This is a genomic window from Corynebacterium sp. ES2775-CONJ, from assembly GCF_024814515.1.
In the GTDB taxonomy this organism is placed as follows: domain Bacteria; phylum Actinomycetota; class Actinomycetes; order Mycobacteriales; family Mycobacteriaceae; genus Corynebacterium.
Genome location: NZ_JANUXT010000004.1, coordinates 269,227 through 290,597 on the forward strand (window position 1 = coordinate 269,227; position 21,371 = coordinate 290,597).

The 21,371-nt window shown below is 53.7% G+C and carries 18 protein-coding genes and 5 tRNA genes; 14 read left to right on the forward strand and 9 right to left on the reverse strand.

Features of this window, described 5'->3' with window-relative positions; translation table 11 throughout:
- Positions 1–29: 29 nt before the first annotated feature.
- Together purF and purM are read left to right on the forward strand one after the other, a co-directional pair.
- Positions 30–1,517, forward strand: a complete 1,488-nt coding sequence (purF, locus tag NXT01_RS06770; protein ID WP_259078954.1) for an amidophosphoribosyltransferase — start codon at positions 30–32, stop codon at positions 1,515–1,517.
- Positions 1,517–2,563 (forward strand): phosphoribosylformylglycinamidine cyclo-ligase, encoded by a 1,047-nt coding sequence (gene purM, locus NXT01_RS06775; protein ID WP_259078956.1) that lies wholly within the window; start codon positions 1,517–1,519, stop codon positions 2,561–2,563. Before purF ends, purM begins: the two co-directional genes overlap by 1 nt.
- A 53-nt stretch (positions 2,564–2,616) precedes the next feature.
- On the opposite strand, the gene NXT01_RS06780 is transcribed toward purM, so the two are convergent.
- Positions 2,617–2,793 (reverse strand): DUF3073 domain-containing protein, encoded by a 177-nt coding sequence (locus NXT01_RS06780; RefSeq protein ID WP_259078958.1) that lies wholly within the window; start codon positions 2,791–2,793, stop codon positions 2,617–2,619.
- Between the two features lie 136 nt (positions 2,794–2,929).
- A complete protein-coding gene (locus NXT01_RS06785; RefSeq protein ID WP_259078960.1) occupies positions 2,930–3,943 on the reverse strand; it encodes a folate-binding protein YgfZ in 1,014 nt (337 codons plus the stop codon).
- A gap of 32 nt (positions 3,944–3,975) precedes the next feature.
- On the opposite strand from NXT01_RS06785, the gene NXT01_RS06790 reads away from it, so the two are divergent.
- On the forward strand, positions 3,976–4,845 hold the full coding sequence (locus NXT01_RS06790; RefSeq protein ID WP_259078961.1) for an aminodeoxychorismate lyase: 870 nt from the start codon (positions 3,976–3,978) through the stop codon (positions 4,843–4,845).
- Here NXT01_RS06790 and NXT01_RS06795 read toward each other — a convergent pair.
- A complete protein-coding gene (locus tag NXT01_RS06795) occupies positions 4,842–5,483 on the reverse strand; it encodes an FABP family protein (protein ID WP_259078963.1) in 642 nt (213 codons plus the stop codon). The genes NXT01_RS06790 and NXT01_RS06795 overlap by 4 nt on opposite strands.
- A 47-nt stretch (positions 5,484–5,530) precedes the next feature.
- Here NXT01_RS06795 and NXT01_RS06800 point away from each other — a divergent pair, with 47 nt between their 5' ends.
- Complete coding sequence (locus NXT01_RS06800; protein ID WP_259079005.1) at positions 5,531–6,574, forward strand: diacylglycerol kinase family protein; 1,044 nt, start codon at positions 5,531–5,533, stop codon at positions 6,572–6,574.
- On the opposite strand, the gene NXT01_RS06805 is transcribed toward NXT01_RS06800, so the two are convergent.
- Positions 6,542–7,306 (reverse strand): DUF2993 domain-containing protein, encoded by a 765-nt coding sequence (locus tag NXT01_RS06805; RefSeq protein ID WP_259078965.1) that lies wholly within the window; start codon positions 7,304–7,306, stop codon positions 6,542–6,544. The genes NXT01_RS06800 and NXT01_RS06805 overlap by 33 nt on opposite strands.
- Positions 7,307–7,325: 19 nt before the next feature.
- On the opposite strand from NXT01_RS06805, the gene mshD reads away from it, so the two are divergent.
- A complete protein-coding gene (gene mshD, locus NXT01_RS06810) occupies positions 7,326–8,222 on the forward strand; it encodes a mycothiol synthase (RefSeq protein WP_259078967.1) in 897 nt (298 codons plus the stop codon).
- Here mshD and dusB read toward each other — a convergent pair.
- Entirely contained in the window at positions 8,219–9,358 is a 1,140-nt protein-coding gene (gene dusB / locus NXT01_RS06815) for a tRNA dihydrouridine synthase DusB (RefSeq protein ID WP_259078968.1), read from the reverse strand. The genes mshD and dusB overlap by 4 nt on opposite strands.
- 206 nt (positions 9,359–9,564) lie before the next feature.
- Here dusB and NXT01_RS06820 point away from each other — a divergent pair, with 206 nt between their 5' ends.
- Together NXT01_RS06820 and NXT01_RS06825 are read left to right on the forward strand one after the other, a co-directional pair.
- Positions 9,565–11,079 carry an acetyl-CoA hydrolase/transferase family protein gene (locus NXT01_RS06820; RefSeq protein ID WP_259078969.1) on the forward strand — a complete coding sequence of 505 codons (1,515 nt, stop codon included), beginning with the start codon at positions 9,565–9,567 and terminating at the stop codon, positions 11,077–11,079.
- A gap of 137 nt (positions 11,080–11,216) precedes the next feature.
- Positions 11,217–11,289, forward strand: a tRNA-Lys gene (locus NXT01_RS06825).
- Positions 11,290–11,618: 329 nt separating this feature from the next.
- Here the strand turns inward: NXT01_RS06825 and NXT01_RS06830 are convergent.
- Positions 11,619–13,802 carry a hypothetical protein gene (locus tag NXT01_RS06830; protein WP_259078970.1) on the reverse strand — a complete coding sequence of 728 codons (2,184 nt, stop codon included), beginning with the start codon at positions 13,800–13,802 and terminating at the stop codon, positions 11,619–11,621.
- Positions 13,803–14,668: 866 nt separating this feature from the next.
- Between NXT01_RS06830 and NXT01_RS06835 the strand changes: the two genes are divergently transcribed.
- The 5 genes from NXT01_RS06835 (at position 14,669) to NXT01_RS06855 (ending at position 15,700) form a co-directional block, all read left to right on the forward strand.
- A tRNA-Glu gene (locus tag NXT01_RS06835) sits at positions 14,669–14,744 on the forward strand.
- Positions 14,745–14,776: 32 nt separating this feature from the next.
- Positions 14,777–14,850: transfer RNA gene (locus NXT01_RS06840), tRNA-Asp, on the forward strand.
- Positions 14,851–15,181: 331 nt separating this feature from the next.
- Positions 15,182–15,255 (forward strand) — tRNA-Asp (locus NXT01_RS06845).
- A gap of 22 nt (positions 15,256–15,277) precedes the next feature.
- A tRNA-Phe gene (locus tag NXT01_RS06850) sits at positions 15,278–15,353 on the forward strand.
- Positions 15,354–15,406: 53 nt separating this feature from the next.
- Positions 15,407–15,700 (forward strand): GNAT family N-acetyltransferase, encoded by a 294-nt coding sequence (locus NXT01_RS06855; protein ID WP_259078971.1) that lies wholly within the window; start codon positions 15,407–15,409, stop codon positions 15,698–15,700.
- Between the two features lie 38 nt (positions 15,701–15,738).
- Here NXT01_RS06855 and epsC read toward each other — a convergent pair whose 3' ends face one another.
- Together epsC and cysK are read right to left on the reverse strand one after the other, a co-directional pair.
- On the reverse strand, positions 15,739–16,329 hold the full coding sequence (gene epsC / locus NXT01_RS06860; protein WP_259078972.1) for a serine O-acetyltransferase EpsC: 591 nt from the start codon (positions 16,327–16,329) through the stop codon (positions 15,739–15,741).
- 86 nt (positions 16,330–16,415) lie between these two features.
- Positions 16,416–17,351 (reverse strand): cysteine synthase A, encoded by a 936-nt coding sequence (gene cysK, locus NXT01_RS06865; protein ID WP_259078976.1) that lies wholly within the window; start codon positions 17,349–17,351, stop codon positions 16,416–16,418.
- A gap of 908 nt (positions 17,352–18,259) precedes the next feature.
- Here cysK and ramA point away from each other — a divergent pair.
- Positions 18,260–19,099, forward strand: a complete 840-nt coding sequence (gene ramA / locus NXT01_RS06870; protein ID WP_259078983.1) for an acetate metabolism transcriptional regulator RamA — start codon at positions 18,260–18,262, stop codon at positions 19,097–19,099.
- Between the two features lie 52 nt (positions 19,100–19,151).
- On the opposite strand, the gene NXT01_RS06875 is transcribed toward ramA, so the two are convergent.
- Positions 19,152–19,733 (reverse strand): cob(I)yrinic acid a,c-diamide adenosyltransferase, encoded by a 582-nt coding sequence (locus NXT01_RS06875; RefSeq protein ID WP_259078988.1) that lies wholly within the window; start codon positions 19,731–19,733, stop codon positions 19,152–19,154.
- Between the two features lie 39 nt (positions 19,734–19,772).
- On the opposite strand from NXT01_RS06875, the gene murA reads away from it, so the two are divergent.
- A complete protein-coding gene (gene murA, locus NXT01_RS06880; protein WP_259078989.1) occupies positions 19,773–21,029 on the forward strand; it encodes a UDP-N-acetylglucosamine 1-carboxyvinyltransferase in 1,257 nt (418 codons plus the stop codon).
- The last annotated feature ends 342 nt before the right edge of the window (positions 21,030–21,371 follow it).

The following is a 21,371-nucleotide window of genomic DNA, read 5'->3' on the forward strand; positions in this document are numbered from 1 at the left end:
TTGTCTAAGTGGCAGATAAAAAGACGCCTATGAGCGCTTATGATGATTTATCAGAATCCGCACCTCGCGAAGAGTGTGGGGTATTCGGAGTCTGGGCCCCAGGCGAAGAAGTATCAAAACTCACGTATTTCGGGCTTTTTGCCCTACAACATCGCGGCCAAGAAGCCGCGGGCATTGCGGTCGGCGATGGCCAACAAGTAGTAGTATTCAAAGATCTCGGACTCGTCTCGCAGATTTTCGATGAACAAACCTTAGAGTCCCTCCACGGTGATGTGGCCATCGGGCATACCCGTTATTCCACCGCAGGCGGGGTGACGTGGGCAAATTCTCAGCCCATGTTTCGGGTTGCCCCCGATGGCACCGATATCGCACTGGCGCACAACGGCAATATCGTCAACTACCTAGACCTGCTCGATCAAGCCCACGCGATGAGGTTGGTTGATAAGGCGACGCAACCCTCCGACTCCGATGTCATCACGGGTTTATTAGCGCATAGTATTTCCCAGCGCACCAGCCTTCTGGAATCTGCACGCACCCTTTTGCCTAGGCTCAAGGGTGCTTTTTGTTTAACCTTCACCGATGGCACAACGCTCTATGCCGCCCGCGATCCGCAGGGGGTTAGGCCGCTGTGTTTAGGGCGGTTGGATGCCGGTTGGGTCGTGGCCTCTGAAACGTGTGCGCTCGATATCGTGGGTGCGTCGTTTGTTCGCGATATCGAGCCCGGAGAACTGCTAGCCATTGACGCCAGTGGAATTCACTCCGAGCGCTTTGCCCAGGGGGAGAGAAAGTCCTGTGTCTTTGAGTACGTGTATCTAGCTCGCCCTGACTCAGTGATCAATGGCCGCTCCGTGAATGCCGCACGCCTTGAGATCGGGCGAAGACTGGCTAAAGAATGGCCCGCTGATGGGGATCTAGTGATTCCTGTTCCAGAATCGGGGGTACCAGCTGCCGTGGGTTATGCCCAAGCCTCTGGCATCCCCTTTGGTCAGGGCCTCGTTAAAAACGCCTATGTGGGCCGAACGTTCATTCAGCCCTCCCAAACTCTGCGCCAGCTAGGAATTCGACTCAAATTGAACCCTCTCCGTGAGGTTCTCGAAGGCAAGCGACTAATCGTGGTGGATGATTCAATCGTGCGCGGGAATACCCAGCGTGCCCTCATTCGCATGCTCCGCGAGGCAGGCGCGAGCGAGGTGCATGTGCGTATCGCGTCACCGCCGGTGAAATGGCCTTGTTTCTATGGCATTGACTTCGCGAGCCCCGGGGAATTAATCGCCAATGTGGTATCCGGTGTCGACGAAATGGTCACTAGCGTCTGTCAGGCTATAGGGGCAGATTCTCTGGGTTTTGTTTCCCAGGAGGGGATGGTGGCGGCGACGCATCAGCCGTCGCAGGATCTATGTATAGCCTGTTTCGATGGGAACTATTCTTTGGGTTTGCCCAAGGGAAATATTAATGCTGAATTAGTATCTGCCATTAAACGGGGTTCGTGTGGTGGCACCGAAGATAGAGGAGAATAATGAGCGACGATAATATGTCCTACGCAGCAGCGGGAGTCAGCATCGAGGCAGGAGATCAAGCCGTTGAGCTTTTCGCCCCGCTGGCCAAGCGGGCCACGCGCCCCGAAGTGCGCGGCGGCCTTGGCGGTTTTGCGGGGCTTTTTGCCTTAGGAAAATATGAGGAGCCTATCTTAGCGGCCGGCTCAGATGGAGTAGGAACCAAGGTAGCTATTGCTCAAGCTCTCGATATCCACAATACGATCGGTATTGATCTTGTGGCTATGTGCGTCGATGACCTCGTCGTCTGTGGAGCAGAGCCGCTCTTTTTACAAGACTATATCGCCGTTGGCCAAGTAGTGCCGGAGCATGTAGCCCAAATTGTTGAGGGGATCGCGGAGGGCTGCGTGCAGGCTGGTTGTGCTCTTCTAGGTGGTGAAACCGCCGAGCATCCCGGGTTGATGGAACCTGGGGAATATGATGTCTCGGCGACCGCAGTTGGGGTCGTTGAAGCCCGCGATCTGTTGGGGCCAGATCGCGTGCGCGCCGGCGATCAGGTGATAGCAATGGCAGCCTCGGGGCTGCATTCCAATGGCTACTCGCTCGCGCGTCACGTCTTGCTCGATAAAGCCGGGCTACCGCTTGACGGTTTCGTTGAGGAACTCGATCGCACCTTAGGCGAGGAGCTATTAGAGCCCACCCGTATTTATGCCAAAGACTGCCTCGCGCTTATTGACGAATGTGAGATCCGCACCTTCTGCCATGTCACTGGAGGGGGCCTCGCAGCGAACCTCGAGAGGGTCATCCCGCACGGCCTCGTCGCTGAATTAAGTCGCGCCACCTGGACTCCTGGCCCCATCTTCCGCCTCATCCAACGAGTGGGTAAGGTGTCGGTCGCTGAGATGGAGAAAACCTTCAATATGGGCGTAGGAATGGTGGCCGTGGTGGCGCCAGAAGATCTTGACCGCGCTCTCGCAATTCTCGCAGCCCGTCACATTGATGCATGGGTGCTCGGACAGATCCGTCCTGCCGATGATGATCGCTACGTTATCTTAAGTGGCGAGCACTAAAAAACCCTCAGCGCTCCCTTTCTAGCATAAAGGGAGCGCTGAGGGTTTTTAGTCTATCTCTCGGTCCACTCGGGATCATCAGGATAATCGGAGTAGTCCCCGTTATTTCTGCGCTCTTCCCGCTTTCGCGCCAGCTCCCGCTGGAGAGAATCCAGATCCATTTCTGGAGTGCTGTATTTTAACTGACGTGCAACCTTGGTCTGCTTTGCCTTCGCGCGACCGCGACCCATGGCATGACCCCCTTGGTATAAGCGGAGCAAGAATCCCCGGGGTGGGGAGAGCTCCATTGGCTTTAAAAAAACGTGTGTCCTATTCACATAGAATAGCCTTTTTATCGCGCTTTGTCCCGCTAAGCCCACGACCTGCTTAAAAAGGGTTGCGTAAGCGCTCGATTGCGCGCCTGCCCGCCTGGTCGTTATTTTCTGGCGGAATGCTATCTGGATCAACTGACAATGCGCACTCGCCAGCCTTGAGGGGACCATCTAAAGCCGAACGCTTGATCGCAGCTAAAGCAATGGGACCATAGTCGCAATCGTGCACAACAGTACCGATTCGGCCCACCGTGCGCCTGCTGCCTGCAATATCCATACCTGGGGCGGGTAGCTCGGGTGCCGAACCATCGAGGTGAACCATGACAATGACTCGAGGGCTTCGGCCTAGATTCTCCACCCGAGCGACAGTTTCCTGCCCTCGATAGCAGCCTTTGTTGAGGTGAACGGCATATTCAATGAGGTGAGGAGACTCATGGGGAATGGATGTTGCATCGAGGTCCTGGGCGACGTCGGGCATGACGTGGCGCACCCGCCACGCCTCATAGGCCATGAGTCCAACAGGCTGGTAGCCCCGGCCACGCAGCTCCTCGTCGACCACGTCGCGGTAAAGGGCGGAGTCGATAAGCACATCGGTGCGCCCGAATGGTCCTTGGCGGTGCGGATGCGCGCCAGCATAACCGCCGAAGACGGAAAGTACTTTCTTGTCACTCATGGTGACCTCTACCTGAGACCAAAAGATCATGGAGTGTAAATAGTCGTAGAGCTGTTCGGCGAGCGCGGAATCGAGGTAGAAAACACCCCCGTGATAGAGCACATCCATCTGGTTGATAATGCGGCCCTGGGCGGAAAGATCGAGCGCACTAAGGTAGGTATCGGGGGTGGGGTTGAGAAATTCTTGGGATAATAAATTATTGAGAAATTCATTCGCATCAGGCCCCGCAACTTCTACGACCCCGCGCTGCCAGCGATCGACGAAGGCTTGAGATTCCAAATAGCGCTGCTCAGACAGCGGATCTCCGTAATGCCAGGCAACGTGCGCCCAGCTTGGATGGGCATCGGGCAACTCTTGGGCGCCAGGGAGGGAAAGTAGAGGGGAAGAAAGACTCATATAAACCCATGGTAGCGATTAAAGTGACATTCATGGCAACAATTCCCGCTCCATTGATGCTCGCGATCGAACCCTTCGGAGGTTCGATCCGCAACCATAATATCAATCTCCCCTTTATTTACGCCGATGATGCCGCCGTCACCCGCGGCGATGGCATCTTTGAAACAGTGCTGCTGCGTAAAGGAAAACCGCGCAATTTCGATCGGCATTTTAGCCGCTTCACCCGCTCGGCAGAACTCCTTGACTTGCCCCATCCGATTGAAAAAGATTGGCGTCGAGCAACCGAAGAGGCCGCCGAATTATGGGGCACGGAGGTCGAAGGCACTATTACTTGGACCCTCAGCCGGGGGCGCGCGAGCACGGGGATCCCGAGTGCATGGCTGACCGTCAACCCAGTTTCTGAGCAGGTCATTATGCAGCGCGAGCAGGGTGTGGCAGTGCTGACCACTCCGCGAGGTTTTGTGATCACCAATCCTGAGAATGCCCCGTGGCTAGCCGGTGGAGCAAAAACACTCAGTTATGCCGCAACTATGGCGGCGCTACGGTGGGCTAGGGCTCATGGCTACGACGATGTGCTGTATACAGATGGGGATATCGTGCTGGAGGGTGCCACGAGCAATCTAATAACAGTGCGCGGAAATAAGATTCGCACCCCAAGCTCTAACCCCAATGTTCTGCCTGGCACTACCCAACAGGCGCTTTTTGAATACGCGACAGAAAAAGGGTGGCGCTGCGGGGAGCGCGAGATCACCCTCGACGATCTCTATAAGGCTGATAGCGTGTGGCTCATCAGTTCAGTCCGCCGCGGAGCGCGCATTCGCTCGCTCAACGGTGATGAGCTTGCAGCCCCCGACAACGAGGCCGAGGTGCGCAAACTCATCGAGAAAGCCACGCGGCGTTAGCCGATGACGCGGGCTAGTTCCGCGGACATACGAGGGGTGAGCTCACCATTGACATGGCGCTCATCTACCCAACCCAGATTGTTATTGGGCATAAGTCCATAGAGGCGTTTTCCAGGCCCCATTTTTCCCGGCCCCGTGGCGGTTACCATCGTGGAAGCGGATTCGATCTGCCAGGCTCGCTCATTGAGGGGCTCACCATAGAATATCTCCACGGCGCCGAGACTATGAGTGAGAATTACTTCAATTTCGTCTTGAAGATTAATGCGCCAAAATCCAGATTCACGAGCGAAAATCCCCAAAGATTCGCCCATGTCATCGGTTTTCCAGATCTTAGATTCAACCCCGAGATAATTCTCGCCATCATGGGAGAAGACGAGCTGCTGGCCGAATTCAAAATGAGTTCCAGTCTCGTCGATACCCTTCCCAGTGCCACGCCATACCCCGACCAGTGGCAGCAGTGCGAGCAATCCATCGTTAAGGCTGGGGCCTTCGCGGAGGTTGGCGGTGTCGTCTGGGATGGGAAGATCCCCAAGTCCTGGAATATTGCGGTGGGCGCAATCTTTCCACTGCTCGGCGGCGCGATCGACCGCCTCGGATCCAGACAGAGACATAGATGCAGATTGATCTGGGTTATTCATAAGGCATTAGCCTACCAAATCGGGTGCTGAAGACTATTGTGGTGGTCATGAAGGCGCTGATCATTGTCAACCCTAATTCCACGACTCAAAACTCGGAAATATTTCGCCATATTATTCCTAAGTTACTCGCGGTTCCAGGACTCCAGCTTAAGGCGCGTTTCACTCACCACCCAGGACATGCCCGAGATATTTGCTCCGGCCTCACGCGGGAGGATGCCGACGTCGTTATTGGCGTCGGCGGCGACGGGACTGTCAACGAATTAGTCAACGGCCTCTTAGGCCCAGTTGGTAGTCAACGCCCTCCAGAGCAGCTACCAGCTGTCGCAATAATCCCCACTGGTTCTGCCAACGTCTTCGTTCGCGCCCTGGGATTCCCACCAGAATCGATCCAGGCTGCTGAGGTCTTAGCCGAATTACTCGCCCATGATCGCGCGGTAGCCTGTGAAAAACTCAATCTAGGGACCTGGAACGATCAATGGTTTGTAGTCAACGCTGGTTTCGGATTAGACGCTGATGTGATCGAGAAAATGGAGCGAGTGCGCAGGAGCGGATTCGCCGCCACCCCGCTGCGCTATCTACGCGCCGCCTTCCACGTGTGGAATACCACTCGCCGCTATCCTCCGAGTATCAAACTAAAAGCCAGCACCTTGGACGGGGCTATATACAGCGAACGGTTGCCCTTTGTGATGGCGTCCAATACACACCCATGGACTTATCTAGGCCCCCTCCCCGTGGTAACCAATCCGCGTACCTCTTTCGCGCTAGGAATTGGTCTTTTCGGAGCTCGTAGCCTCGATGGAGTAGTCGGTGTCTTTGCTGTGATGAGGATGCTCGGGATCGCGCTCCCAGGGGCAATAAAGCGCTGGATTAACAGCCGTATTTTTGTCACCGACAACGTTGATTCCGTAGATATTCACTGCGATGCCCCGCAAAGTTTTCAAGTTGACGGCGAATTTGCGGGCGAATACGATCACGTACACCTCGGCGTCGTCCCCAGCGCCCTCGATATCTACTCTCCACCGAAGAAAATTCCCGCTAGCCCCGAGTCGGCGGTGCGGTTAGTACTGCGCTTTTTCGATATTCGGGTATAAAGGCCCAACCTTAACGGGTACACCTCGCTGTGTACACTCAAAGACGAGGGAACCCCCAGAGTAGGCGACAGCATCCGCTTGCTGTGGTAAAGGTAACTCCCGGGTATCAAAAGACCATCTAAAGGGCGCGAGAAGCTCCGTATCCACCCGAGGAGGGGCGTCGATAAGGTGATGCGGAATCAGTTGAAAAACTCCATTATCCAAACGAATGTGCGCCAGCACCGCGTAGCGCTGGCCGATCTGCTCAGGCGTGCCACGTAACACCACTTCGGCACTGTCTCCGCCTCTCGGCGAAATATCGTAAGGATGCATGAGCTCCACATCGGGAATACCCAGCGCAGCTCCAATACTCACCGCATCCACGTTGATCCGAGTACGCACTTGCTTGGCCATACTTCCCGCAAGCTCACCCTGATTTAGGCGCTCAACGGTGGTGTTAACCCCAAGAAAATTCTGACTAATGCGCAGCAACCCCCACGGCGGATAATTAATATCATTAAAAGCGATATACATATCGGGGATATCTTCCCTGACATAGTTGCCCACGAAGGGAAAGCCGCCAACATAAACCTCCGTGCCGGCGGGAAGGTGTTCCGCTAGCCGCCGCTCAGTCCGTGCCGCCAACGCTGTGTCACCGGCCCATGCTAAAAGCACAGCTGCTACCACGCTGATGAGGAAAAGATAACGAGCACGCACCTCATCATCATGACAGAATGACACAGAGCGCGCCACACCAATTAAGGTAGGGTCTATGACCCACAACGAAAACCTCGTACACCGTGTCCATACAGAAGCCGATCACTCGGCGCTGAAAGACCTCATTGAAGAAGTCTATGCCCACGATCATATTGCCCCCATCTCAGAGGGGTATATGCGCATTCTTGAGGGTAAAGCGCCCGGTGACTTGGAAGAAATTCGGGTGGACGATCAGCGCGCCGGGCTAGTGATCACCGATGAGGAGGGGGTCGCCGAGTTTTTCGTCGCACCTGTCTTTCGCAACCGAGGTGTGGGGCAACAGATCGCTAGAGGTATACACGAAATGTGGGCTCATGGAGATCTAGCCCCCGCCCAGAAGATCGCAGCGCGACTTAATTTGAACAAAACCAGAGAGCTGCTGGTGATGGAAATCGATGGCGAAAATTTGGCTGGCGCGGTTTCCTTTAAGCTTGAGCACGGACTTCGCTTTGAGCATATGCAGCCCAATGATCCCCACGGTGACTTAGAATTCCTACGCGTTAATAATGAGGCCTTTGACTGGCACCCCGAACAGGGTGGATGGGATCAGACCCGCCTCGATTCCGCGCGATCGGCGGCGTGGTTTCGGTACGAAGACGTATTGCTGCTCAAAAAGGGGAGCGAGCTCATCGGCTTCCACTGGCTCAAGCGCCACGGCAACCTCGATGAGGGTGCTCCGGGAGAAATTTATGTGGTAGGCCTCGCCACCGCTGGGCGCGGGCGTGGCCTCGGTGGGCCACTAGTCGCAGCGGGTCTGCAGCACCTCGTGTCCCAGGGAGCCCAACGAGTGATCCTTTATGTTGAAAGTGATAATGAGCCCGCGGTCCGGCGCTACCGGGAAATGGGCTTTGAGATTATCGAACGTCACGTAGTCTATCGCCAGACCGAGGGGAGGACTAAAGCCTTAACTTAACCGCCAGAGTGCATAATATCTGCGCCCTCGGGTACTGATTCGTCCTCGGGATCATCGAGCCAGCCTTCAGGGAGCACCACCTTCGCCGGTGATCCCTGGCGCCCCCGTGGCCCCTCCGAGTCGAGGGCTCGTGCAGGAGAATCCGCGAAGGGTTTGAGAGCGCTATGCAACTCCGCCAGCGTACTAATGCGCGACAGTTCTGCGCGAGCCTCGCCGCCCACCGGAAAGCCTCGGAAATACCAGCCCATATGTTTGCGCAGGTCACGGCACCCCTTTGCTTCTCCGTCGTGGGCTATGAGTAATTCTGCATGGCGGGTAATGATCTCGGTTACCTCGCCGAGAGTAGGGCTGAGTGGGATGGGCTTATTATTTAAGGCGGCCGATAATTCGGCGAAGAGCCAGGGGCGTCCGAGACAGCCACGTCCCACCACCACGCCGTCACAGCCCGTTTGCTCCATCATGGCCTGCGCGTCATGAGCCTTAAAGATATCACCGTTACCTAAGACAGGAATTTCGGGAAGCGATTCCTTTAGTCTGGCGATCTCATCCCAGTGAGCATGGCCCGAATAGCGTTCCGCTGCTGTGCGAGCATGTAAAGCCACAGCTTGAGCGCCCTCAGAGTAGGCAATGCGTCCTGCGTCGATATGGGTGTGGTGCTCATCATCGATGCCGATCCGGAATTTCACCGTCACGGGAATATCGGTTCCTTCGACTCCTTTAACCGCAGCCGCGACGATATTACCAAAGAGTCGCCGCTTATATGGGAGGGCTGATCCACCACCGCGCCTGGTCACTTTGGGGACCGGACAGCCGAAATTCATATCAATATGGTCGGCGAGGTTTTCATCGGCGATCATTCGTGCCGCACGGTAGGTGTCGTGTGGATCGGTGGTGTACAGCTGCATGGAGCGGGGGCTCTCATCGGGTCCGAAGGTGGTCATATGGAGTGTTTTTTCGTTACGCTCAACGAGTGCGCGTGCGGTGATCATCTCGCATATATACAGCCCAGCTACGGTTCCAGTGCGAGCTAGCTCCTGTTCGCGGCACAGGGTGCGAAAGGCTATATTGGTTACCCCCGCCATGGGTGCGAGGATAACGGGAGAATTGAGCGTAATGGATCCGATTGAGAGAGTCACAGCAGCTATCTTGTCATAAACGCCTCAGGCTTAACCACCGTTGGGGGTCGGGGGCGGGTTTCGCGAATTGCTCTCCATTTAGGGGTAAAGTAGGACGGGTAACTGGCGTCACCTTTATTGAAAAATGTTGCATTTAGCGTGAAGGGGTGCCACCTATTTTATCCCCCATGCTCATGATGGGTATAGGGGTACACAGGAGGATTGTAATGAACGAACGTATTGCTAATGCCAAGTTGGCTAGCAAGGTCATGACAGCTGATGAGGCTGCACAATTCGTGAACCACGGCGACCACGTGGGCATCTCCGGATTCACTGGTGCCGGCTACCCTAAGGCTCTCCCTGGTGCCATTGCCCGTCGCGCGAAGGAAGCCCACGAGCGCGGCGATGAATTCATGATTGATCTCTTCACGGGCGCATCCACCGCCGACGATTGCGACGGTGTTCTGGCCGAGGCCAATGCCCTGCGATTCCGCACCCCTTACCAGTCCGATCCCATCTTGCGCAGCAAGATTAACGACGGCACCATCCTTTATGCAGACTATCATCTCTCCGAGTCGGGAATGTATGTTGAGCAGGGCTTCTTTGGGCCCATGGATGTGGCCATCGTCGAAGCCGTACGCATCACCGAGGAAGGACATATCGTCCCATCCTCGTCGGTGGGTAATAATGTTGAATACCTCGATAATGCTGCCCGCATTATCATTGAGGTGAACTCCTGGCAGTCCCTCGAACTCGAGGGTATGGCCGATATCTACCGCATCAACAAATTGCCGAACCGCCAGCCTATCCCCATTACCGAGGCTGGTCAGCGCGTTGGTACCACCTATATCGATATCGACCTCGATAAGGTGGTCGCGGTTGTAGAGACTAACCACGCAGATCGCAATGCTCCGTTCAAGCCCATCGATGATCAATCGCGTCAGATTGCCGGCCACTTCTTGGACTTCCTCGAAGGCGAGGTAGCGGCTGGTCGACTCAGCTATGACGGCTATATCATGCAGTCGGGTGTGGGTAATGTGCCGAATGCCGTGATGGCAGGCCTGCTCGATTCCAAGTTTGAAAATATTCAGGCCTACACCGAGGTGATCCAGGACGGCATGGTCGATCTTATCGACGCTGGGAAGATGACGATCGCCTCCGCTACTTCCTTCTCGCTGTCGCCAGAGTATGCGCACAAGATGAATGAGCAAGCGTCGAACTACGCGAAGAACCTCATCCTGCGCCCGCAGCAGATTTCCAACCATCCTGAAGTTGTGCGCCGTCTTGGCCTCATCGCCACCAATGGTTTAATCGAAGCCGATATCTACGGCAATGTTAACTCCACCAACGTGGCCGGATCTCGCATCATGAACGGTGTTGGCGGATCCGCAGACTTCACCCGCAATGCCTTTATTTCCTCCTTTATCACCCCATCGGATGCCAAGGGTGGGGCTATTTCGGCAATCGTGCCATTTGTTTCGCACGTGGACCACACCGAGCAAGATGTGAAGGTTCTCATCACCGAATATGGCTACGCTGATCTGAGAGGTCTAGCCCCAACCGAGCGGGCGCGCAAGGTTATTGCCATTGCGCACCCAGATTATCGTCCGCTGCTCGAGGAATACTACGAGCGTGCTCTACGTGTGGCTAAGGAGCGCAAGACCATGCAAACCCCGCATGATCTCAAGACTGCTCTATCCTTCCACGAGCGTTTCATTGAGACCGGCACTATGCGTAAATAATCAACTAGCATCTAGGCCGATAATGCTCCCTCACCAGTTTCATTGGTAGGGAGCATTCCCATGGCTCTAGCAGCTGTTTTTGTAAATTGTGGCAATGCGTTATAATACTGAGGTTGCTAAGGCTAGCTTAGCGCCACGGGCCTTTAGCTCAGCTGGTAGAGCTACGGACTTTTAATCCGCAGGTCCCGGGTTCGAGCCCCGGAGGGCCCACTAAACACCCAGTTGCCGCACGCAACTGGGTGTTTTCTATATATTCTTTAAAGGCTAGAAAACCACCACGGTGCCCGCCTTTAAAGCTGCGTTTACAGATACCCCATTCCTCCCCACCTTGCTGGTGGAGGTCAGCTAGGAGGACCGAGGATTTTAGATTACGAGTGTTGTAGATCACACCGCGCGTGGGAGTGATATCCCTCGTAGTCTTCGTAGCTTTCGAGTGAGCAGCAGCGGTTGCTAATCGCTTTCGCTTATCGTGAACGTAAAAGGAGCTCCTTTTTTTACTCTGCATAGGAGTTGAGATCAGATTTTAGACCCTATGATGATTACCGTGTCTGATCTGACTTGGTAAATCCTTTACCTCGGGAAATACCAGGTTTGATTGGACGGTGCGGGGCAGGCTCTGGAGCGGGTTTCGGGGAGGCTAGGAGACCTTTGAAGAAGTCAAAAATGTTCGGAAGATTGTAGAGAAACGCCATGGCTCCAATGATCGCGAAGATGATTCCAATAATGGAGCCAATTGAGCTGCCATCGTCGGAACTACCAGTTGATGAACCCGTAGGCTCGCTTGGAGCGCTCGTAGCCGGTGCACTAGTCGTTGTTGATGGTTGAGGCTCAGGTGTCGTAGTCGACGTTGATGTTGCAGGCGCCGTGGTAGACGTCGACGGCTGTGGCTCTACCGTGGATGTGGTTGTGCTGGTGGTTGGTGTCGCACTCGTTGTGGACGGCTGTGGCTCTACCGTGGATGTGGTTGTGCTGGTGGTTGGTGTCGCACTGGTTGTCGACGGCTGTGGCTCTACCGTGGATGTGGTTGTGCTGGTGGTTGGTGTCGCACTGGTCGTAGACGTTGGTGTCGAGGTTTCAGCATCGCAGTTACAATCGACCTGCTTGTACGTCACCTTGATGTCTTTACACACCGTAGTTGCGGTGAGAGGTGGCGTAGTGGAGCCGTCAGATTCCTGAATGAACGGTGCGTCTGAGACGAGGTCAGTCGGGGCAAAGATGTAGAATTGGAAAATTTTACCGTCGTCAGGGACAGCGCCGTTGATCAGCTGCACGGGACCCTTGTCGGATGGGTCGGTGAAATTCAAGGTTTGATCAACAGTGGTGCCAGCAATGAGCGTTCGGGTAGCGAAGGGGCTATCGAGATTATCTTGCTTAACGTCGTTAGGAAGGAAGTAATCAACCGTAACCGCGGGAGCCCAGACGTGCTTCTTGCCATCAATATTGGAGTTGCTGACCGGGTACTCGTAGGTATCAGCGCCGCAATTGACATCTACAGATGGGGTAAAACTTCCCTCAGAAACGAACTCCGTGAGAGCTTGATCTTTAGAATTGACAGCTGTGGCTCCATCGGGAAGGTCAACAGTACCGCCGTCGATTGTGATATCGAGACCATCTGGTGCCGAGCCCCCTGGTACGTTGAAGATGACATCGTCCGAGATAGTTAAAGTAGAAGTAGGTTCCGGGCACAAACTTGCGCGGTTTTGTTTTGGGTCTACACCGAGGGAATCGCCGGTAACAACTGATGTACCGGACACGTCGTAGTGGGAACACTGGAACTGAAAATCTTCATGGCGAAGTCCAGATTGAATCGAACTGGTGACCACGCTGTCTTTAATAGTGACGGTGTTCTTCGAGGTATTGATGGAAACCAGGGGAGCATTGCCGAAGAAAGGGAAGGTAAACGACAGCGGATGAGCAACGGCGTCTGGAGTGGTGATCAGATTTGCGACTGAATTTTCGAAGGTCAGATCAGCAGGTCTACCCGGCATGGAAACAGCCGACATATTATATCCACGCGAGGACGTTGATGTCACTGCAGAGTGTCTAAAAACAGTTGGCAACTCCGTATAAAAAGCGAGGGCCTTCCATCTGCCTACCGTTTCTAGCCGGTTGGTCATTTCGAAACTCACGTTTGAGTTATCGAAAAGTACTGTTGCATCGGGGTTATTACGATCCGAGAAAATGGCTGAAACGAATGCGTTGTCGTTACCTGGTTTGATATTCAGAGAGGTATCGCTGACCGTGAATGGCGATTTTAGAAACTGACCGTCGATTCCAGCCTGATTCGATCCGATAGGGCCAATATTAAAAGCACTCCCATCACGCGAATCACCAATGAGTGTGACGCCATCTGTGCTGCCTGGCGCGGTTACTTTAATGCCTGGATTCTTGGTGGCAGTTATATTGACTATTCCGTTGTTTTGGAAGGTCGAACCGCTCACGAAATCGAGACCTGGTTTATTAGCTGCGTTGATTTTTAGTGTAATGCCGTCTTCAACTTCAAAGTTCACGGGTCGGTTCACGGTGAGGCCCTCGCTGAGCGTGAGGTCCTCGGTAAATTTAATAAGGTCATAATCGGGGTTGGCGATGGCTGCTTGAACTTCGGCGGCTGTGTTTTGACCTGTGACTTCGAAAGTCTGTCCAGCCGCTGCGGCAGTTGCAAGATTGGTTGCTACTAAACTAGTGCCAACTAGCAGAGACAGTATTTTCGTTTTGGTTCTCATACCTAATGACCTTAGTCATTGTTGTGTTCCAAAGCGCACTAGCTATGATTATAGGTGACGCTCGTCACATTTATGTGGGGGTGAATGAGGATCCAGTGGGGCCATATGTGGACGTTGAGGGAGCTGACGATTAAGGCCTGATCACGGCTTTATTCCTGATTGTCTTTAAAAAAGGAGCACATGCGCTACAGGGGTGCCCGTGGACGTAGCTATTTGCAAGCTACAACCTACTAATCCTTAGAAATTGCAAAAATACCGCCTGGTGACAACGCGTGCTTCGCCTTCGGTTGAATTGTCGGCGGAAACAGTGGTATTGGGGGCACCTCCTCAAAGTGGTAATCCCGTTTCTAAAAGCTGTGCAATCTGGGGGCAGGATAATAGAACCTCTGATGCGTCCGGTGCTACATATGGAACAGTGCTAAAGCGTTAGAGGGTAAACCGGCAAGCGAACTGCCGGTTACTTCGAGGAAGGGAGTAAAACTTCTCAAACGAGCCGGTACGGTTGCGCAATCTGAGCGCCCTAGTTGTATGAGAGTCTTGGGTAGGAGGCATCATTGCCGGCTGTACCAATTGTGGTTACCGAAGCCGGATGTTTGGGGGGTAGGGTGAATTCCTTGAGGACTAGGTTCGGTCCGCAAAGTCCCCACGACTTCGTACGATTGTCTACCCTTTTAACGAATGCTGAGGTGAGTTCACTGCCCAGATTTGGATCGATTGCGAGAGGGTTAATGGATAATAGATAGGGACAGTCTGATTCCTTGGAAAGGCTGTTTTAGGTGCGAGTTTGCACTGCCGTAACAATATCGTTTAAGCTGTTGGAGCTGGCAACAGCGAATCGGCTTTATGTCGAATCAGTTTCTAGCTATGCTCCCATCGTCTAGGGGCCTAGGACACCGCCCTTTCACGGCGGCGACACGGGTTCGAATCCCGTTGGGAGTACCAGAGCATATTTTATCAACCTAGGATTGCTCTACGGCCCTGTGGCGCAGTTGGTTAGCGCGCCGCCCTGTCACGGCGGAGGTCGCGGGTTCGAGTCCCGTCAGGGTCGCAGGATAAAAAAGAGAACACTCATTGAGTGTTCTCTTTTTTGTGCTCGGTTGCCCTCAGATTGAAGGTCTCATAAGCCCTTGAAGTTCAATGCCAGCGATGGACGAGCCGCTATTGGCATTAAGGAACGTAGAACCTTATTAGCTGGAGCACTGGAATTCCGAAACCATGATCTTGCTTTGGTGCTAGCCTAGGAAGCGCAGGATGGTTAAGGCTGTATTGCTGAAAAAAAGGGTTGTGTAGTGCTGATTTGTTGCTTATCAAAGACCCCTGTAAAGTACTTAGACGTTGCACAGACAGTCTCCACGCTGTTTGGGCAACGTCATATATTTGGCCCTGTGGCGCAGTTGGTTAGCGCGCCGCCCTGTCACGGCGGAGGTCGCGGGTTCGAGTCCCGTCAGGGTCGCTCTCATAGAAATATGAGGAGTGGCGCGGTAGCTCAGTCGGTAGAGCGTCCGCCTGAAAAGTGGAAGGTCACCAGTTCGATCCTGGTCCGTGCCACCATGAGATCCCCGAGTGCAAAAGCGCTCGGGGATCATTTTGGTTAGGATAGGCGTATGACTAATAATACAAACCTCACCGTTGTTCACGACTCTCAGAATTCTTCGTATCACCTCATGGAGGGCACGACGCTCATCGGTCTGGCTGATTACCGGCAGATCGCCGAGCGGAGAAATTTCCACCATACGGAGATTTTCCCTGACTTCCAAGGGCGCGGTCTGTCTCAGGTGCTGATCAAGGGTGCACTGGATGATTCGATCGCCCAAGGTTTCACCATTAGGCCGAGCTGCTCTGCGGTTGCCCATTTTGTTTCCAAGAATCGGGAAACCTACGCTGATCACGTGAATTAGTGACAATGGTCGTTCGGCTACGAGCTGAACGACCACCTTTAAATCACAAAATTGCCGCCTTTAACATAAGTGTCTGGGTCGACGAGTTTTATGCACTCCTCATCGCGACGAGCCCGTGCTACCGCTGGGATTCCCACGGCAATATGCTTAGCTGGCACGTCCTTAGTTACCACCGCGTTGGCGCCAATCGCCGAACCTTCTCCGATCGTGATAGGTCCGAGAACCTTCGCCCCAGCGCCGATCGTGACATTATCTTCGATTGTGGGATGGCGTTTGGTCTGAGTGAGTACCTGCCCTCCGAGAGTTACGCCGTGATAGAGCATGACGCCCTCTCCGATTTCTGTGGTCTCACCGATTACGACACCCATGCCGTGATCGATGAAAAATCGACGGCCGATAGTCGCTCCAGGATGAATCTCGACCCCGGTTGCGAACCGGGTTAGCTGCGCCAAGACGCGAGCAGGACCCTTGATGTCTCGCACCCACAGCCAGTGCGCAATCCGATGCGACCAGATGGCGTGGAGTCCCGAATAAACTAGGGCGTTTTCGATATCGCCTCGGGTTGCAGGATCATGTTCGCGCGCATTGCGAAGATCCTCTCGAACCCGGGATATGAGCGTAATTAGCATAGTAAATAAGAGCCTAGCAGTGCCCGCGATAAGATGATATAAAAAGCCCCACGTGTAGACCGTGGGGCGGGGGCGACGGATCGTTATTAGTCGCGGATATCGTCGTAGAGGACGGTGGAGACATAACGCTCACCGAAGTCGCATATAATAGTCACAATGGTCTTGTCGCGATTTTCCTCGCGCGCGGCTAGTTCGAGGGCGGCTTTCACGTTTGCGCCTGCGGAGATTCCGCCGAGTATTCCTTCCTTAGCACTGAGCTCGCGGGAGGCGGCGATAGCGTCTTCATTGCTGACTGTTAGGACGTCATCGTAGATTTTCTGATTGAGAATCTCCGGGATGAAGTTGGCGCCCAATCCCTGAATTTTGTGGGGGCCGGCTTTACCAGTAGACAGCAGGGGCGAAGCAGCAGGTTCGACCGCGTATATTTGAATGTCTGGCTTATGCTTGCGCAGAGTTTCGCCCGCGCCTGTAACGGTACCGCCAGTACCGACGCCGGCCACAAAAATATCGACGTTGCCATCGGTGTCGCGCCAAATCTCCTCGCCAGTAGTGCGGCGGTGAACCTCAGGGTTGGCGGCGTTGGCGAACTGGCGGGCTAGTATCGTCCCCTCACGTTCCTTAACGATTTCGTTGGCCTTATCTACCGCCCCTTGCATGCCAGCAGCACCAGGAGTGAGGATGATCTCGGCGCCGTAGGCGCGAAGGAGAACGCGGCGTTCGTTAGACATTGTTTCTGGCATTGTGAGCACGACATTATAGCCGCGAGCCGCGCCAACCATGGCGAGTGCTATACCAGTATTACCCGACGTTGCCTCAACGATTGTGCCCCCTGGCTTCAGGGCACCGTCTTTTTCCGCAGCGTCGATAATAGCCTTGCCGATTCGATCCTTAACAGAATGTGCAGGCCCGAAAAATTCGAGCTTGACGAGGACGTTACCTGGCAGATCTTTACCCAATCGGTTTAGTCGTACAAGTGGTGTGTCACCGATGGTGTCGAGAATTGAGTTCAGAATTTTAGCCATTGCGTGCTAGTCCTTAAATTTCGGTTGTACTGTTATCTAAATTTTTAAAAGAACGACGTCTTCATAGGGCTCCACTATAGCAAATCAATAGACCGCTGTGTCTACCGTATACTTTCGATCATCTAGTAAATTAGACAGCTACCAGTGTAGAGATTAATTCATTGAACGCGATTGTCAACGCTGATATTGCTGATTCATGCCAGGAGAAGGTTGTGGCGGTAGTTATTGCATTCGATAAATACGCTTAGTTTAGACAGTTATGAAATCTACTAAGGCATTTATTTTCATTGGGAGAATGTGCAAAGTATCTCAATAATCAGAACTGCTATCGTCAAATAAAAGTAAAAATGTCCGTTTTTTAGGAGAAACTTAAACAAAATCTACCCCCGTTCCCTTCCGACTGTTATCAAGGGAATTGACGCGGCAAAGAGGGCATAGTGAGTTCTGGGCGGGGGTGGGTAAATCTGGATTAAATTCTCAGTTCTCAGCCATTTTGCTCGTGAGTGTCAAGTAATACAGCCGAATATATGACAAAAACTAATGATATTTAGGCTTAAAGAAAACTTAGAAAAAGGCACCCATTAAGGGGCGAATGGACACAGTTAGGCGGCAATCTCTACCCCCATTTTGTGAATTTTCTCCGCGCATCGGAAAATTTCGGACATGCGGGTGCCTTTACCTCACCCCCACCACATTGGTATAATTTCGCTGGACTTCTTTCCAGTCTTCGAAGAAAAGCGGCTCTAACCCGCGCGCTGCGGGGGTGGTTGGATGTCCATATCTATGGCCGATCCCGGCGGTACAGTGAGCGGTTCGTTTTTACCCCCGACCGCTTGGGCGTTCGAGAACGGTTAATAGATCAGCTAAGGAAAAATTCCTTATCTCTCAAGAAAGACCGGAGGTTAGCAGTGGATACCCAGCGACTGAAAGACGATGAAGATGCCGTTCGTTCGGCACTTGCCTCGCTGAAGACTGCAACTGGCATTCCCGTTACAATGTTTGCGGCGCTTACGCCGGACAATCGACTTCAAATCACTCAGTGGGTTGGTCTGCGAACGCCTGCGCTTCAGAATCTCGTCATTGAGCCTGGTGTTGGAGTGGGCGGTCGGGTCTTGACCACAAAGCGTCCGGTTGGAGTTTCGGACTACACGCGTGCGACGGTCATTTCCCACGAGCTTGATGCCCTTATCTACGACGAAGGCCTGCATTCTGTGGTGGCAGTACCAGTCATTGTTAACCGTGAGGTACGCGGCGTGCTCTATGTCGGTGTGCATTCACCGGTGCGACTGGGCGATAAGGTCATCGAAGAGGTGACAATGACAGCTCGCTGCCTCGAGCAAGAATTTGCTATTAATACATCCTCAAGGCGCGCTGAGGGATTGCGTGGAGGCGCTACCAAGGGACGCATGATGAATGGTGCGGAGTGGGAGCAAATCCGTGCGACCCATTCGAAATTACGAATGCTCGCTAACCGCCTAGACGATGAGACTCTACGGGCCGAATTAGAGGAATTATGCGATCAAATGGTTGCTCCCGTGCGAGTGAAGCAAACGACGAAACTGTCTGCGCGTGAAATAGACGTACTCTCGTGCGTGGCCTTAGGGCATACAAACGTTGAGGCCGCTGAGGAAATGGGTATTGGTGCCGAAACGGTCAAGAGCTATCTGCGTTCTGTTATGCGCAAACTCGGTGCACACACCCGCTATGAGGCCGTCAACGCGGCTCGGCGCATCGGTGCTCTACCTTAAAGCAAGACACAATGAAGCCACCCCGAAAAGGATTTGGGGTGGCATTTTTTTGTTATGCGCCTTCGCGCTTGCCGCCAGGGACCCACTTCACGTCGCCGTCGGGATTGGCCAATCGGCACAAGATGAACAGCAAATCTGAGAGCCTATTGAGGTATTTCGCGGGCATGACGGATGTGGTGTCAGGAAAGGCCTCCACCGCCTCCCATGCAGAGCGCTCAGCTCGTCGGCATACAGTTCGTGCGATATGCATAAGTGCTGCCTGCTGAGTTCCTCCCGGCAGAATAAAAGAATCTAAGGGTGCGAGCAATTCGTTGAAGTGATCGCAATCAGCCTCTAAACGGCTGATATAGTCGGGCGTTATTCGCAAAGGCTCGTAGCCTAAATCCTCCTTTATAGGTGTAGCCAGATCGGCGCCAGCGTCGAAAAGCTCATTCTGAATACGTCTGACTATGTCCAGAATCTTCTCGTCGAGGGAGGCGAGCGCCACCACATGACCTAGGTGTGCGTTGAGTTCGTCGCACTCGGCATAGGCCACCAATCGCGGATCATTTTTTGGTACCCGAGAGAAGTCTGACAGACCAGTCGTACCGTCATCGCCGGTGCGGGTATATATTTTTGTCAAGTGAACAGCCATATCTCCACAGTACCCGCAAATTAAGTATGCTTAGGCCTTGTGAGCGATCGATTTTTGGTAAAAGGTGGCGCAACTCTCCGTGGATCAGTGAGTGTCAGCGGTGCGAAGAACAGCGTACTCAAACTTATGGCGGCAGCATTGCTCGCTGAGGGGACCACCGTGCTTAGAAATTGCCCTGAAATCCTCGATGTTCCCCTCATGGGCGAGGTTCTCGAGGGGCTGGGCTGCACCCTCAGTATTGACGGCTCCACGGTGAGTATCACTACTCCCGCTACACTGTCGTCCGAGGCCGACTTCGACGCGGTGCGACATTTTCGCGCGTCAGTATGCGTCCTGGGTCCTCTCACCGCCAGGTGTGGTCGCGCCGTAGTGGCACTACCTGGAGGGGATGCCATTGGATCGCGACCTCTGGATATGCATCAGTCTGGGCTGGAAAAGATGGGCGCACGAACCTTTATCAAACACGGTGCTGTAGTCGCCGAAGCTGGTGGTCTGCACGGAGCCGATATCCGCCTGGATTTCCCCTCCGTGGGTGCGACTGAAAATATCCTGACTGCGGCCGTCTTAGCCAAAGGCACGACGATATTGCATAACGCTGCCCGCGAGCCCGAAATTGTCGACTTATGCCGCATGTTAAGTGAAATGGGTGCGGATATTACCGGAGAAGGTACCTCAACCATCACCATTACTGGGGTCGAGCGGCTGCAGCCTGCTGACCATATCGTTATTGGCGACCGTATAGTGGCAGGAACCTGGGCGTACGCAGCAGCCATGACTCAAGGCGATATCACTGTAGAAGGCATTGATCCCAAAAATCTTCACCTTGCCTTGGAAAAGTTGAAAGGTGCGGGAGCTGTGGTCGAATCCTATGAACACGGCTTTAGAGTGACCATGAACCGCCGACCCAGCGCAGTTGATTATCAGACTCTCCCTTTTCCTGGGTTCCCCACCGACCTTCAGCCCATGGCAATTGGTTTATCTACCGTCGCTGATGGAACGAGCGTCATTACCGAGAATATCTTTGAATCGCGTTTCCGTTTTGTCGACGAATTACTGCGCCTGGGTGCAGATGCCACAGTAGATGGCCACCATGTGGTTCTGCGCGGAGTAAAGCAACTAAGTTCAACGACTGTGTGGTCTTCGGATATCCGTGCTGGCGCTGGCCTTGTCCTAGCTGCGTTGTGTGCCGAGGGAACGACGGAGGTTCGCGACGTGCACCATATTGATCGTGGTTACCCTCAGTTTGTAGAGAACCTCCAAAGGTTGGGAGCTGAAATACAACGCGTAGGTGACTAGCATTTACCCGTTGTGTGCTGGGGATTTGTGTGTTTGGTGTGGGGTGTGTAGTTTTATGTGGGTCGTTGCGGCCAGGGTTGGTCGTGGTGGTGCATGAGCTTGGTGCGATTTGACGCTGTGTGGTGTTAGGTTGTATGGTTTGTGGTTGCTGCGCATGTGGTTTGTGTGTGGTGTGTGTTGTTTGAGAACTCAATAGTGTGCCAATTGTTTTTTTGTTTTTTTGATTGCAGTTGGGTTGTGTTGGTGAATGGTGTGGTGTTTTTGGTGGCCGGTGAGTGTGGCTTGCTTGGTTTTTGACCGAAGATATGAGCTGTTTGTTGGCATGATCGGTTTTGGCTGTGA